A 13803-nucleotide genomic window follows, 5' to 3' on the forward strand; every position below is an offset into this window, starting at 1 on the left:
GGTTGCTTTTTGCTTTACCGGGACTGTGCATCCACGGGCAGCGGTCTTGCCCCAGGAGGTTTGCGAGATGAAGGGTGCTCCCCGCACCTGCCGCGGCGGCTTCACCGGCTGTGGCACCCCCCGCCCGTCGACGAGGCTGGGCCTGCGCTGCGGACACGAGCCGCGACTCCCCGGACTCGGCGTTCCGGGCCGCTCCACCACCGGATGGACAGGACACGGACTGCCGTCGACGGCCGACCCGTCGACCCTGCTCGTCTACGTCATGGACATCTACGATCCCGACTCGTGGGCCTACCTGCCCTCGGTCAGCGCGGTGCTCAGTGCCGCCTGCTCGCTCGTCGACGTGGAGGTCGTGCAGTCCGGCCGGTATGCCGCCAACGCACCGGCCGCGTGCCTCATCGCCCTCCTCGCTGCGGGCGAGCTGCCCGTCTCGACGGTCCTGGGTGCCGTGCAGCACGCGTACTTCGTCGAGTCGCGCCCGCTCGACGCACCGGGTGTCCTCGAGTCGATCTGCGCGGGTCTCGGTCTCGACGGTCCCGCTGTCGAGCTGTTCGCGGCCAGCCAGCGGGCCCGTGAGCTGGCCGCCGAGGACTTCGAGCTCGCCCAGGACTTCGACCTCGGCGGAGGGCCACTGCTCATCGCCAGCCGTGGCGAGCAGATCTTCGAGTTCGACGGCCCCGGCGCCACCGGTGATCGACTCGTCGACCAGTTCAGGACGGTGCTCACGAGGCCATAGGGTCTGTCCATGGCCAGACCGCATCGCGCTTCCATCGTCGAGGACGCCTGGCACCGTCGGGTCGACTCGGCGCTGAGACGCCGCGGCTGGCAGACCCGGATCGTGGCCCACACCGGCTACGGCTCGCAGGAGTTCGCCCGGGTGCTCGGCAGGGTGCTGCTGACCCGGCGACCCGAGCCCGGTGAGCGCGCCGACGCCGGCGCCTCCGCAGCGGAGCTCCGGTCCGCCGAGGACGAGCGCCGTGGCTGGCGCGCGTTCGTCACCGCACCGGCGATGAACGTCCCCGTGACGATCACCGTCGGCGCCAAGACTGTGCACACCCGCAGCGACCGCAGCGGCTACATCGACACCAAGGTCAAGGGCCACGGACTCGAGCCCGGCTGGCACGAGGTCAGGGTGAGCGCGGCCGACGCCGAGGACGTGGTGGCGGCCGTCATGATCGTGGGCGACGACGAGACCTTCGGCCTGATCAGCGACATCGACGACACGGTCATCTCGACGTCCCTGCCTCGCCCGATGATCGCGGCCTGGAACACCTTCGTGAAGAGCGAGAACGCCCGACACGTCGTGCCCGGCATGGCGACGATGTACCGCGAGCTGCTCGAACGACACCCGAACGCACCGATGGTCTACGTCTCCACCGGCGCGTGGAACACCGCGCCGACCCTGACCCGGTTCCTTCGACGTCACGGCTACCCGCCGGGCCCCCTGCTCCTCACCGACTGGGGTCCGACCAACACCGGGTGGTTCCGGTCGGGGCAGGAGCACAAGCAGGCCTGCCTGCACCGGCTCGCCAACGAGTTCCCCCACATCCGCTGGGTCCTCGTCGGTGACGACGGCCAGCACGACCCCAAGATCTACGGCGACTTCGCCGAGCAACGGCCGCACACGGTCGCAGCCATCGCCATCCGCGAGCTGACGCCGGGCGAGCAGGTGCTGTCCCACGGCATACCCGTGTCGTTGGAGGAGTTCGCCGCACCGCGTGGCCGCCACGAGCGCGAGGTGCCGGTATGCCGCGCGGGCGACGGCTACGGGCTGGTGCGGCTGCTGCGCATCGCCCTCGACCTGTAGGGCACGGCCCGCGCAGCTAGCGAGCCGTGACGTCGAGGTGGGGTGCGTCCGCGCACGGCGTCTCGCGCTGGGCCAGGCCGAAGGCAGTCAGGGCTGCACCGCCGACCAGCAGCCCGGCGCAGACCAGCATGGCGAGTCGGTAGGAGGGCGCGAGCGCGTCGGCCGACGCGTAGTCGGCGCCGCCCAACCCGACCAGCGGGGGAAGGGCTGCCACGGCGAGCAGGCCGGCCGTGCGCGCCACCGCGTTGTTGACGCCACTCGCGGTGCCGGCCAGCTCGTCCGGCGCGGCGGCGAGCACGGTGCCGGTCAGGGGGGCGACCGTCATGGCGAGGCCGAGCCCCACCAGCGTGATGCCGGGAAAGACGTTGGTGACGTAGGAGGCCTCTCTCGGCGACATGGCCAACAGCACGAATCCCGCTGCGGCGACGAGGGTTCCGCCGATCATGTAGGGGCGTGGGCTGGACCTGGCGGCCAGTCTGCCGAAGCGGCCGGCGAGAAGAAGCATGACAACACTGAGGGGCAGGGTCGCGGCACCAGCCTCGAGCGCGGACCAGCCAGCCACGGTCTGGAGGAAGAGCACGAGGAACAGCAGCGCGGCGGACAGTCCCGCGTAGACGAGGAGCGTGACGAGGTTGATGGTGGTGAACACCCGGTTGGCGAACAGCGAGGGCGGAACCATCGGGTCGTGGGTGTGCAGCTCAGCCCGGACGAACCCGCCCAGCGCGATCACGCCGATCGCACCGATGGTCAGGGCCGAGGCGCTGAGCCCGTCGGACAGGGACGTCAGGCCATAGGTGAGGCCGGCCAGTCCGACCACGGCCAGGGCGACCCCGGTTGCGTCGACGTGCTTGCTGGCCAACGGATTTCGCGACTCGGGCACGAACTTGAGGCTCAGCACCACGACCACCACCGCCAGTGGCACGTTGAGCCAGAAGGCCCACCTCCAGTCACGCTCGACGAGCCAGCCGCCGATGACAGGTCCCGAAGCCGTGGCGACGCCCAGCAGGCCGGTCCAGGCGCCGATGGCAGCCATCCGGTCGTCCCGGTGGAAGGACGCCTGGAGGATCGCGAGGCTGCCGGGAACCAGCAGTGCAGCGCACAGACCCTGGAAGGCACGTGCCGCGATGAGCACCTCGACCGTCGGCGATAGGGCGCAGAGCACCGAGGCGACACCGAACCCGCCCACGCCCACGGCATACATCGCCCGTCGCCCGAACCGGTCGCCCAGTGAGCCGCCGAGCAGGATGAAGGAGGCCAGCGTCAGCGCGTAGGCGTTGACGACCCACTGCAGGCCGGCGAGGTCGGCCTCGAGGTCGCGTCCGATCGTCGGGAGCGCGACGTTGACGATGGTGCTGTCGAGCAGGGCGATTCCGCTCCCCAGCACCGTGGTGGTGAGGGCCAGCCGTCCGGTGTGCGACTTGAGCCGCAGCAGCTCCTTGGGTGCGGCCGTCGTCGTCATGGCTCCATCGTCGCACCGCCGCGCAAGGGGTCTGTCGGTGCTGGGATTCCCGCGGATCCGCGGCGGATCTCTGACAAACTCGGCCTTGTGCCGGAGCTGCCCGAGGTCCAGGCGCTCGTCGACTTCCTCGCCGAGCGGACCGTCGGGCTCGCCGTGACAGGGGTCGAGCTCGGGTCCTTCTCGGTGCTGAAGACCTTCGACCCGCCACCGCAGGCGCTCAGCGGAGCTCCCGTCGACGCTGTGTCCCGGCACGGCAAGTTCGTCGACATCGACTGCGACGGAGTGCATCTCGTCTTCCACCTCGCCCGCGCGGGCTGGCTGCGCTGGTCTGACGCGATGCCCAACACGGTGCTGCGTCCGGGCAAGTCACCGATCGCCCTGCGCACCCGGTTCTCCGATGCGTCCGGCTTCGACCTCACCGAAGCGGGTACCAAGAAGCGTCTCGCCGCCTATCTCGTCCGTGACCCGCACGACGTCCCCGGGATCGCCTCCCTCGGACCTGACCCGATGGCCGACGAGTTCACCCGTGAGGCGTTCGGGGCGCTGCTGTCCGGGCGACGCTCACAGATCAAGGGGCTGCTGCGCGACCAGGGGTTCATCGCCGGGATCGGCAACGCCTACTCCGACGAGATCCTCCACGTCGCCAGGATGTCGCCGTTCGCGATGGCAGCCAGCCTCGACGACGAGGCCGTGGATCGCCTGTATGCCGCGTTGCGGGGAACGCTGTCCGCGGCCGTCGCGACCGCCTCGGGCAAGCCGGCCAAGGAGCTCAAGGACGCCAAGCGCGCGGGGATGAGGGTGCACGGCCGCACCGGGGAGACCTGCCCGGTCTGCGGCGACGTGGTGCGCGAGGTGTCGTTCGCCGACTCGTCGTTGCAGTACTGCGCGACCTGCCAGACCGGTGGCAAGCCGCTGGCCGACCGTCGGATGTCCCGCCTCCTCAAGTAGCGGTGTCCCGGACCCCGTGCGATCGCACGGCCAGGGCGGCGAGCTGGATTCGGCTCGACGTACCGGTCTTGTGGAGCAGGTTGGAGACGTGGACGCTCACCGTCTTCTCACTGATGAACAGGTGGCGCGCCACCTGCGCATAGGTCTCCCCGGCGACGATGTGGTCCAGGATCTCGGCCTCACGCGGGGTCAGGGCCACGCCCACCAGCTCGGTGACCGGCTCGGCTGCGGGGTGGTGCTCGCCGGGGTCGACCAGGGAGAGGTGCGCCTGCAGGGCCAGCTGTTCGACGAGGGCAACCAGCGGGGCCGCCCGGAGCTCGTCGCCGATGGCAGCCGCTCGGCCCAGCGCGTCGGCCGCCCTCTCGCGACCCTTCGGCTCTGCCAGGAGCGTCCGGCCGAGGAAGTACAGCGACCTGGCGTGGTCGAACCGGAGTCCGGCACGGTTGGTCGCCTCAGCCGCCGCCTGCCACAAGGGCAGCGACGTCGGGTCCTCGCCGTGGCACCTGGCCCGGTCTGCGCCGTAGAGAGCGCCCCACGCCGGGTGGACGGCGTCCTCCAGCCCGGAGGGCAGGAACGGCGGCGGCGAGCCACCACGCAGGGACTCGATGCGCTCCAGCCAGGAGATCGCGGCGGCCCTCGTTTCGTCGGACGCGCCCGCACCGGCGTCCGCCAGGTCGGCTGCGGCGCGCGCCGCCAGCCGGAGGAGTTCGTCGGCCACGGAGTGGTCGAGGGCGACGGCCTGGGTCATCCAGGTCTCGACCAGCTCGAGGGTGCGTCGAGGTCGTCCGAGCTCGAGGGCGACCAGCATCTCGCTCAGGATGAACTCGTCCCCCAGGCCGCTGACGGGCATCAGCTCCCTGGCGCGGTTCAGGTGCGCGTCGGCCGCGGCTACGTCGCCCTCCAGGGCGCTGAGCACGGCCGCGCCGCACCGGGCTGCCGCTCCCCAGCGGGTGTTCAGCCGCAGGGCCAGCGTTTCGCGGATGATGGAGCGCGCAACGTCCCACTGGCCGAGCTGGACCAGCGTCAGCGCTGCGCGCGCACCGGTGCAGGAGATGCCCTGGGCGCTGCCGCGCTCCCGCATGAGCGCAAAGACCTCGCGCGAGAGCGACGCCGACGCTGCGAGCTGCCCCACGGACTCGAAGCTGTTGCAGACGTTGACCGACACCCTGATGAGCAGCTCGGTCTCGTCGACCCCACGGGCCAGAGCCCACGCCCGCTCCGCATCGACGACGCCGTCATGGGTGCCCCACGACGTCTGCGCGCGCACCACCAGAGCCCAGGCGAGGGCGTCGTCGGCACCCAGTGCCTCGGCAAGGTGGACGGCCTCCGCTGCGTGTCCCGCACCGGCGGCGATCCCCTCGAAGACCTCGAAGTTGGCCAGGTGCGCGAGCGCGAGCACCCGTTCCTTCGAGTCCGGGAAGGGGTCGGTCAGGGCGACGGCTCGCTCGAAGTCGGCGACCACGGCCGAAGCGCTGCCGGTGATGTTGGTCCCCTTGGCGAAGTTCAGCGCCATCAGGACGCGGCAGGCGGCCAGCGGCTCCTCCTGTGGATCGACGGCCGAGAGCGCCCGCTCGTAGAACTCCACGGCCAGGGCCGGTCTGCCGGCGGCGATCAGGCACCGCCCGGCCCTCGTGAGCAGCTCGGTCCTGGACGGCCTCGACTCAGCCGGAACCAGCTCGAGCAGGTCGCCGGCCGTGGCGAGGTGTGTCGCCTCCTCGCTGATCGCGTGGAGCCTGAGGGATTCGTCCGCGGCGCGCAGAGCCCATCTGAAGGCCGGTTCCACGTCCTCGGCGGCGGCGTAGTGCAGGGCGAGGTGGGTCGCGCGCTCGGCGTCCGTGACGCCTTCGGCGGCCTCCCAGCCGGCGGCGAAGGCGCGATGGACCTCGGGGAGCTCCCACGGGGGCAGCGTCGTGACCACCACCTCGGCCAGCAGGGGGTGGCGGAACCAGACGTCCCCACGGTCCTGAACGACGGTGATGCCCTCGCCGACCGCCTCGCTCACGGCGGCCGTCACCTCGTCGGCCGCCATTCCACGCCGTCGGGCGAGGTCCTCGAGCACGCGGAACGCCACGGGACGCCCGGCGACGGCCACCAGCTGGGTGACCGACCTGGCCGTGGGACCGAGTCGGTGCCACGAAGCGAGCAGCGCCTGGGCGAGTCGGCCGCCGGCACCGTCGGTATCGCCGACCTCCTGCGCCACGAGCTCCGCGAGGTAGGGGTTTCCCTCGGAACGGGCAAAAACCCTCTCTGCCAGCGCCACATCGGCCTGCACGCCTGGCAGCCGCAGCACGAGCTGCTCCGTCTCGCCGGCGCTGAGGCGCGAGAGGCGGAGGTGGTGGACGGCGGTGAGGCGTCGCACGTCGGCCAACCAGCCGTACAGCCGGTGCCCATCACCCAGCTCGGTGTCCCGGTAGGTGAGGGCGAGCGTGAGGTGCTGACCCGGGTGCAGTCCGGCGACGATGAAGGAGAGGACATCGAGGGAGCTCGGGTCAGCCCACTGGAGGTCGTCCACGACCACGAGGGTGGGTGCGTCGTCGGCCAGTCGGTCCACGGCACCAGCAAGCTGGAAGAGCAGTCCCTGCGACCCGGGGTGGGCAACGCCGCCGCGGGATCCCAGCACGTTGCCGTGGGAAACCGCACCGGGAAACACCCGGTCGAGGGTCTCGGCGCCGACGCCTCGCCCCCAGCGGTCGAATGCCTGGGTGAACGGCAGGTGCGTGGTGACCTCGGCCCCGAACCGGAGGCACTGGCCGAACAGGACGTGGAACCCTCGCGCCTGCGCCCGCTCGACCAGGTCGCGGACGAGGCTGGTCTTGCCGATGCCGGGCTCGCCGTGGAGCAGCGTCGCCCCCGGCTTCCCAGCCACGGCTTCGTCCAGCGCGCGGAGCAGCCGCGCCTGTTCGGCAGCGCGTCCCACCAGGGGCCGTGGGGGGTCCATCTCCCGATCATCCACCCGTGGTCGGCGCCCCGTCGTCCGCTCGTCCGTCACCGAGCAGCGTCCACGGACTCTAGAGGGTGAGAGAACGGCGACGAGACGTCTGAGGGGGACTGTGAGGCCTGCACGAGCAGTCCTCCGGGCTCTGGGCGCTTCCCTCTTCCTCTGTGTGGTCCTCGTCGTCCCGGTCGCGGCCATCGACAAGCCCCTCGACTCGACCAGCCTGACCGTGGTCGGACTGGTCGCGATCGCGGTCGGAGCGTTCACCTATCGTCACGCGCGGCATGGTCGCGCGCGGGGCGACGCCAAGGACTGAGGCTCGTGGTCCACGGCTGGCCCACGTCTCGCCGGGGTCAGTCCCGGAGCAGCACCGTGGCTGCGTTGAGGAAGGTCTCGGCTGCCTCGTCGTCGTCGAACCACCGCAGGTAGAGGCCGGTGGTGACCCGCTCGACGAAGGCCCACTGCCCCACCCGCTCCGGGTCGGTGCCGGTGAGCTCGGCCGCGTGCGCACACAGGGCCTCGTGCCGCTCGCGGGCCAGGGAATGGTCCCGGCTGGCCAGGACCTCCCTGCTGAAGTCACGCAGGGTCACGCCGACGTCGTACTCGGGCTCGCACCGGAACCCGTCGGGGTCGACGAGCTTGTAGCGAGGGATCCCGTTGGCCTGCAACGCATTGCCGGGGTGGGGGTCGCCGTGGCAGAGGACGTCGCGCGCGGGATCGCGGGTCGCCGACAGGTGACGGGCGAGCTCGTGGGCGCGGTCCAGTGCTGCGCCCCAACGCTCCTCGTCGTCGCCCTGACGGAACCGGCGCACGATCCCCGCCAGCACCGCGGCCTTGTCCTCCCCGGCAGCGACCTCGGGAGCCAGGGACACCGGCACCTCCCACGCCAACCGCAGCGTGGCGGCCAGGTGGTCGACCTGGGTCACCGCAGGCAGCCGAGAGGAGGCGAGGCTGGGCCCGAGGCGTTCCAGCAGCACGGCGCCGCGAGGGGCGTCGGACGCCAGCACCGCGGCATACCCGCGCCCGTGTCCTGCCTCGAGAGTGGCGACCTGGGCCGTGAAGCCGGGGCCCACCTGCTCGATCTTGAGGACCGCAGGCGTCCCGTCGGCGTCGACGGCGACCACGGGGACGCCCAGGCCTTCGGCGTACACCTCGCCGAGGGTGAGCGACCAGCGCTCGACCAGGTCCGCGAGCAGCTCGGGCAGGCCGTCGAGCACCGGCACGAGAGCGGGATGGTCGCCCACCTGGGCGCGAGCCGTGGCCACCACCCGGGCGATCGCCGCCGCGCTGCTCGTCATGGCCACACTGTGCCGCCCGCGGGGACGGTCTGCCCACTGGATTTCCGCGCGGTCTGGCGGGGGTGTTTCATTGGGGGCATGACCATCCCCCAGGTTCCTGTCACGGACGTCCACGACCACGCCGTACTGCTCGACGTGCGCGAGCAGGACGAATGGGACGCGGGCCATGCGCCCGGTGCCCTGCACATCCCGCTCGGCGAGCTGCCGTCCCGGCTCGACGAGCTGCCGGACACCGATGCGGGCACGCTCGCCGTGGCCTGCCGCGGTGGTGGCCGTTCGTCCAGGGCCGTGGCGTGGCTGTCGCAACAGGGTTTCGACGTCGCCAACCTCGACGGCGGCATGAAGGCGTGGCAGGGCGCGGGCAAGCAGCTCGTCGCCGACTCGGGCTCCGCCACGGTCAAGTAGGTCACGGCCATGGCGTGGTTCGGTCGGGGCCGCGACGACTCCGCAGCTGACGTGCCCGAGACGGAGGAGCGCACGCTCCCCGATGCCGGTGACACGCTCGACCCAGGCGCTTCGCTGCGCCCGCTGGTGGACCCGCTGGGTGACGGTGAGCGAGGCCGGATCACCGCCGCCCTGGAGTCGCTGACCGCCGAAGGAGTCGACGTCGACGACCTCGACTCGCTCAGTGCCGGCCTCGACCGGGCGTATGCCGCGTGGTCGGCCGCGCCGGAGGACGACCGTCCCGACCATGCCGCCGTCGTGGAGCGCTACGCGGTGGGGATCGGCGAGCACCTCGACCGCCACACCGACCTCGACTGGCAGGTGGTCACCGATGTCTTCGGGACCGACCTGTCGCTGACCGAGGGTTTCAAGGGTTCGTTCGTCGTCGTCCCGCACAACCTGGTGGCGGGACGCTGGATGCGCGGCGAGACCGGCTGGATCCCTGCCGTGGTGGGGCACATCGTCCGCCGCCGCACCCGCGACTGACGCGCAGCGAGGAGGGTGGGCCGCGCAGACCCGCGCGACCCACCCCCAGGTCTCACCAGCGGACGGACGTCGAGACGCTGGCCTGTCCCCCGAGCCAGCTGTGCGCTGCCGCGATGAGGCCGTCCCCGACGACCTTGGCCTTCTTGTGCTCGGCGCCGGCGTACGCGAGGTCGGCCTTGTCGAAGTAGGCGTTCACGCTGAGGCTGGCGTCGATGATGTGGGCGCAGGCCTCACCGGTGGTGCTGATGGTGAGCTCTTCGCCGGGGCTGACCTGCAGGACCGCGTGGACGTCGACCGGCTCGCAGGTACCCGGGACGGTCGGGAAGGTGCCGTCGGAGGCGGTGACGACCAGGTCGAGCGCGCCTCCGAGTGGCCCTGCGGTCGGCCCGTCGAAGTGCCAGCTCGAGGCGGACACGCTCGGGGTGCCGTCGAAGAGGCTGCGGTCGAGGCGCTCGACGGTGGCGGCGTGAGCGCTTGCAGGGACGAGTGGCACGAGCGCAAAGGTGGCGCTGGCGACGGCGGTGATGGTGCGGACATTCATGGGATGACTCCAGTGATCCTTGGTCTGGCCGGGCGGTCCGGCGCTGTTGGTGGGACCACTGTGGCCAGCGCCTCTTGGGCGGCACTTGGGCTCGACTTGAAGCCGGACTTGAGCTCGACCTGCCCCCGCCCCGAACCCGTCGAGGGCGACACGATCGGTGCGTATCCCGAAATCTCAGGGAAACGCTAGAAACCCCCATAGCCTGCGATCGTGGACCCGATACGGAACCCGTACGCGCCCGGAGCCGGCCAGCGCCCGCCCGAGCTCGCCGGTCGTGACGAGCAGCTGCACGCCTTCGACGTGGTGATCGAACGCATCGCGCGCGGTCGACCCGAGCGGTCGATCGTCCTCACCGGCTTGCGTGGGGTCGGCAAGACGGTGCTGCTGAACGCCCTGCGCTCGGCCGCCGTCCGCGCCCGCTGGGGGACCGGCAAGCTCGAGGCGCGTCCCGACCAGGGCCTGCGCCGGCCGTTGTCCGCGGCGTTGCACGTGGCGGTCCGGGAGCTCGGGCATCCCGCGGGTGACGAGGTGGACCACGTCCTCGGGGTGATCAAGGCCTTTGCCCAGCGGGACGCCGCTCCGGGCGCCAAGCTGCGGGAGAAGTGGAACCCCGGCATCGACGTTCCCGTGGCCACCGGCCGCGCGGACTCCGGCGACATCGAGATCGACCTGGTCGAGCTCCTCACCGACGTGGGTGGGCTGGCGGCCGACGTGGGCCGGGGCGTCGCGATCTTCATCGACGAGATGCAGGACCTCTCGGCTGACGACGTCTCGGCGATCTGTGCGGCCTGCCACGAGATCTCCCAGTCAGGCCTGCCGGTCATCGTCGTGGGTGCCGGGCTCCCGCACCTCCCGGCGGTGCTGTCCGCGTCGAAGTCCTACTCCGAGCGCCTGTTCCGCTACCAACGCATCGACCGCCTCGACCGCGCCGCGGCCGACCTCGCCCTCGTCGCGCCGGCCGCCGACGAGGAGGCCGAGTTCACGCCCGAGGCGTTGGACGCGATGTATGCCGCCACCGCCGGCTACCCGTACTTCGTCCAGGCCTACGGCAAGGTCGCGTGGGACGTCGCCCCGCGCTCGCCGATCACGGCCGAGGACATCACGGTGGCCGCACCCGAGGCAGAGGCGGAGCTGGCGGTGGGGTTCTTCGGGTCCCGGTTCGAACGGGCCACACCTGCCGAGCGGGAGTACCTGCGAGCCATGGCGGACGCTGCGCTGACGCTGGCCGAAGCCGGCGAGGAGGTCGACGAGACCGAGTCGGTGCCCACCGCGTCGGTGGCACAGGTCCTCGACCGCAAACCCCAATCCCTCTCTCCGGCAAGGGATGCGCTCCTCAAGAAGGGTCTGATCTACTCGGGCGAGCGAGGCCGGATCGCGTTCACCGTCCCCCACTTCGGCCGCTACCTGCGCTCCGCCAGCTGAGGTAGGTCATCACGAGGGCGACCGGTCTACCGTGAGGAGCAGGGCTCGCCCGTCCTGGGCCTGACCTGAGCGACGTCGGGTGGAGGTGCCTCGATGAGCAGAGTCTTCACGGCGGCTGCGGTGCAGGCGTCCTACGTGCTCATGGATCGCGAGGCGACGACCGACAAGGTCGTGCAGCTCATCGCGGAGGCCGCCGCTCGGGGCGCCGAGCTGATCGTGTTCCCCGAGGTCTTCGTGCCCGGCACGCCGATCTGGATCGACTCGGTCCCCATCTGGGACGGCGACGAGGCCTGGTTCGCCCGCCTCGTCGACCAGGCGGTCGTCGTACCAGGGCCGACCACGGAACGGATCGGCGCCRCCGCCCGGGAGGCGGCGGCATACGTGGTGGTCGGGGTCGACGAGCGGGAGCCGCACGGGACCACGATCTACAACACGCTCCTGTACTTCGGGCCGGATGGACGACTGCTCAACAAGCACCGCAAGCTGATGCCCACGGGATCCGAGCGGACGGTGTGGGGGATGGGTGACGGCTCGATGCTCGACGTGGTGCCCACCGACCTGGGCCGGGTGGGTGGCCTCATCTGCTGGGAGAACTACATGCCGCTGGCGCGCTTTCACCAGTACGCCCAGGGGGTCGAGATCTGGGTCGCGCCCACCCTGGCCCAGGGTGACGGCTGGATCGCGACGATGCGGCACATCGCCCGGGAGGGTCGGGTGTGGGTGCTCGGTGTGAACCCCTGCCTGCGCGTGGACCAGATCCCTGTCGACTTCCCGGACCGCGACCGCGTGTGGCGGGCGCAGGAGGGTGCCGAGGCCGAGTGGGTCGAGCCGGGCAACAGCGTGATCTGCAACCCCAACGGCGAGATCGTCGCCGGTCCGCTGCGTCACGAGGAGGGCATCCTCACCGCGGAGGTCGACCTCACCGCGGTGGCCTCCGGACGACGGATGTTCGACCCCGTCGGCCACTACCACCGCCCCGACGTCTTCCAGCTGACCGTCGACACACGACGTCAGCGCGCCGTCACCGTCCTGTCCGAGGAGACCGCTTCGCAGGGAGGGTGACCCTGGGGCCTCACCCGAACGGCGGCGGGCCGAGCAGCACGATCCCGCCATTCGCCTGCGCGGAGGCGCGGACCCGGTCGAAGTCGACGACACCGTCTGCGCCGTCGACCCCGTCCTCGGCCAGCGGTTCACTCGCATCCCAGTAGAACGCCTCGCAGCACCCCGGCGTGTGCAGGAACAGGATCTTCGCGCTCGCCGACAGCACCCGGAAGGCGTGCGGCACTCCCCGTGGTGCGACCGCGACACCGCCGGCACCGACGTGGTGGTCGACTCCGTCGACGTGCATGAGGATCTCGCCCTCAAGCACCAGCGCGGTCTCGTCGGAGTCCGGATGGGTATGCAGCGGGGTCGCCTTCCCGCCGGACATCGAGTCCTCGAACAGCAGGAAGGCGCCGTTGCTCTCGTGGGCGCGCACCTTCCAGGTGTGGACGCCGCCGCCGAAGAACCAGCGACGCTCTCCTTCGCCCTCGGCCCTGATGATGGCTGCGGGAACCGTGGTCGTGCTGGACATGACGCCCACTTTCGTCGGACTTGCGTGGGGATCGGCGTCGACCAGGCCGCCGTGTGGACACACCGATCGGACACACCGTCCGTGAGACTGGAGTCTCATGATGAGACTGACGTATCATGAACGGTGTGTCAATGCCCTACGAGACCCACGGCCGGACCGGTCAGAAGAGCCGCACCCGCAGGGCGCTCGTCGACGCCGCGCGCGCCATGGTGGCCAGGGGTGAGATCCCGACCGTCGACCAGGCCGCCGTCGCGGCCTCGGTGTCGCGCGCCACGGCATACCGCTATTTCCCCAACCACGGGTCCCTCCTGGCTGCCGCCCATCCCGAGACCGGCGCGCGTTCCTTGCTCGGCGACGACCCTCCCGCGGAGCCTGCCGCGCGGCTCGACATCGTCATCCGCGCCTTCACGACGCTGATCGTGCAGACCGAGGCCCAGCAGCGCACCATGCTGCGGCTGTCCCTCGAGCCCCGTGACGCAGACGGCTCGCCGCTGCCCTTGCGGCAGGGTCGGGCGATCGCCTGGATCACCGAGGCCCTCGAACCGCTGCGCGGACAGCTCGGCGACCAGGCGCTGCACCGGCTCGTTCTGGCGATCCGCAGTGCCGCCGGGATCGAAGCGCTGGTCTGGCTCACCGACATGGCGGGACTGTCGCGGGACGAGGCTGCGGACCTGATGTGCGAGTCGGCCCAGGCGCTGCTGACGAGGGCGATCGCTAGCCCCAGTGCGGCGGTCGGGACGTCGGCTGGCTAGCACGAAATCTTGCGTTGCCGGTCCGCAGGGCCGGGTGTAGCGTCCCAAGGTCCGGACAAAGTAGTCCGAAAACCTCGGGCGAACCGTCCAGACCACCCAGGCGACGCCGCCCGGCGTCGCTCCCCCTTCTGGGTCGGA

The 13803-nt window shown here is 71.2% G+C and carries 14 protein-coding genes; 9 read left to right on the forward strand and 5 right to left on the reverse strand.

From position 1 onward, the window contains the following. Positions 1–67: 67 nt before the first annotated feature. Positions 68–736 carry a DsbA family protein gene (locus tag AC1DWR_RS13025; RefSeq protein ID WP_477614281.1) on the forward strand — a complete coding sequence of 223 codons (669 nt, stop codon included), beginning with the start codon at positions 68–70 and terminating at the stop codon, positions 734–736. A gap of 9 nt (positions 737–745) precedes the next feature. Next, the gene (locus AC1DWR_RS13030) at positions 746–1807 is read left to right on the forward strand and encodes an App1 family protein (RefSeq protein ID WP_477614282.1); all 1062 of its coding nucleotides are present in this window, start codon (positions 746–748) and stop codon (positions 1805–1807) included. A 16-nt stretch (positions 1808–1823) separates the two neighbouring features. Here the strand turns inward: AC1DWR_RS13030 and AC1DWR_RS13035 are convergent, their stop codons facing one another. Further along, positions 1824–3266 (reverse strand): MFS transporter, encoded by a 1443-nt coding sequence (locus AC1DWR_RS13035; RefSeq protein WP_477624587.1) that lies wholly within the window; start codon positions 3264–3266, stop codon positions 1824–1826. A gap of 87 nt (positions 3267–3353) precedes the next feature. Between AC1DWR_RS13035 and AC1DWR_RS13040 the strand changes: the two genes are divergently transcribed. Further along, positions 3354–4214: an Fpg/Nei family DNA glycosylase gene (locus tag AC1DWR_RS13040; protein ID WP_477624588.1), complete on the forward strand. Its 861-nt coding sequence runs from the start codon at positions 3354–3356 to the stop codon at positions 4212–4214. On the opposite strand, the gene AC1DWR_RS13045 is transcribed toward AC1DWR_RS13040, so the two are convergent. Next, positions 4207–7152, reverse strand: coding sequence for a helix-turn-helix transcriptional regulator (locus tag AC1DWR_RS13045; RefSeq protein ID WP_477624589.1), 2946 nt, complete (start codon positions 7150–7152; stop codon positions 4207–4209). The genes AC1DWR_RS13040 and AC1DWR_RS13045 overlap by 8 nt on opposite strands. 112 nt (positions 7153–7264) lie before the next feature. On the opposite strand from AC1DWR_RS13045, the gene AC1DWR_RS13050 reads away from it, so the two are divergent. Beyond that, complete coding sequence (locus tag AC1DWR_RS13050; protein ID WP_477624590.1) at positions 7265–7465, forward strand: hypothetical protein; 201 nt, start codon at positions 7265–7267, stop codon at positions 7463–7465. A 37-nt stretch (positions 7466–7502) separates the two neighbouring features. On the opposite strand, the gene AC1DWR_RS13055 is transcribed toward AC1DWR_RS13050, so the two are convergent. Then, the gene (locus AC1DWR_RS13055; RefSeq protein WP_477624591.1) at positions 7503–8447 is read right to left on the reverse strand and encodes an aminoglycoside phosphotransferase family protein; all 945 of its coding nucleotides are present in this window, start codon (positions 8445–8447) and stop codon (positions 7503–7505) included. A 78-nt stretch (positions 8448–8525) separates the two neighbouring features. Here AC1DWR_RS13055 and AC1DWR_RS13060 point away from each other — a divergent pair, with 78 nt between their 5' ends. Together AC1DWR_RS13060 and AC1DWR_RS13065 are read left to right on the forward strand one after the other, a co-directional pair. Next, positions 8526–8852, forward strand: a complete 327-nt coding sequence (locus tag AC1DWR_RS13060) for a rhodanese-like domain-containing protein (protein WP_477624592.1) — start codon at positions 8526–8528, stop codon at positions 8850–8852. Positions 8853–8861: 9 nt separating this feature from the next. Next, positions 8862–9377, forward strand: coding sequence for a DUF3806 domain-containing protein (locus tag AC1DWR_RS13065; protein ID WP_477624593.1), 516 nt, complete (start codon positions 8862–8864; stop codon positions 9375–9377). A 52-nt stretch (positions 9378–9429) separates the two neighbouring features. On the opposite strand, the gene AC1DWR_RS13070 is transcribed toward AC1DWR_RS13065, so the two are convergent. Continuing rightward, positions 9430–9918, reverse strand: coding sequence for a hypothetical protein (locus AC1DWR_RS13070; protein ID WP_477624594.1), 489 nt, complete (start codon positions 9916–9918; stop codon positions 9430–9432). A 210-nt stretch (positions 9919–10128) separates the two neighbouring features. Between AC1DWR_RS13070 and AC1DWR_RS13075 the strand changes: the two genes are divergently transcribed. After that, positions 10129–11340 (forward strand): ATP-binding protein, encoded by a 1212-nt coding sequence (locus tag AC1DWR_RS13075; protein WP_477624595.1) that lies wholly within the window; start codon positions 10129–10131, stop codon positions 11338–11340. A 93-nt stretch (positions 11341–11433) separates the two neighbouring features. Beyond that, on the forward strand, positions 11434–12402 hold the full coding sequence (locus AC1DWR_RS13080; protein ID WP_477624596.1) for a carbon-nitrogen hydrolase family protein: 969 nt from the start codon (positions 11434–11436) through the stop codon (positions 12400–12402). Between the two features lie 10 nt (positions 12403–12412). Here AC1DWR_RS13080 and AC1DWR_RS13085 read toward each other — a convergent pair whose 3' ends face one another. Continuing rightward, positions 12413–12913, reverse strand: a complete 501-nt coding sequence (locus AC1DWR_RS13085) for a cupin domain-containing protein (RefSeq protein WP_477614294.1) — start codon at positions 12911–12913, stop codon at positions 12413–12415. Positions 12914–13044: 131 nt separating this feature from the next. On the opposite strand from AC1DWR_RS13085, the gene AC1DWR_RS13090 reads away from it, so the two are divergent. Further along, positions 13045–13665: a TetR/AcrR family transcriptional regulator gene (locus AC1DWR_RS13090; protein ID WP_477624627.1), complete on the forward strand. Its 621-nt coding sequence runs from the start codon at positions 13045–13047 to the stop codon at positions 13663–13665. Positions 13666–13803 lie beyond the last annotated feature (138 nt).

The organism is Pedococcus sp. P2_E2, from assembly GCF_056403955.1.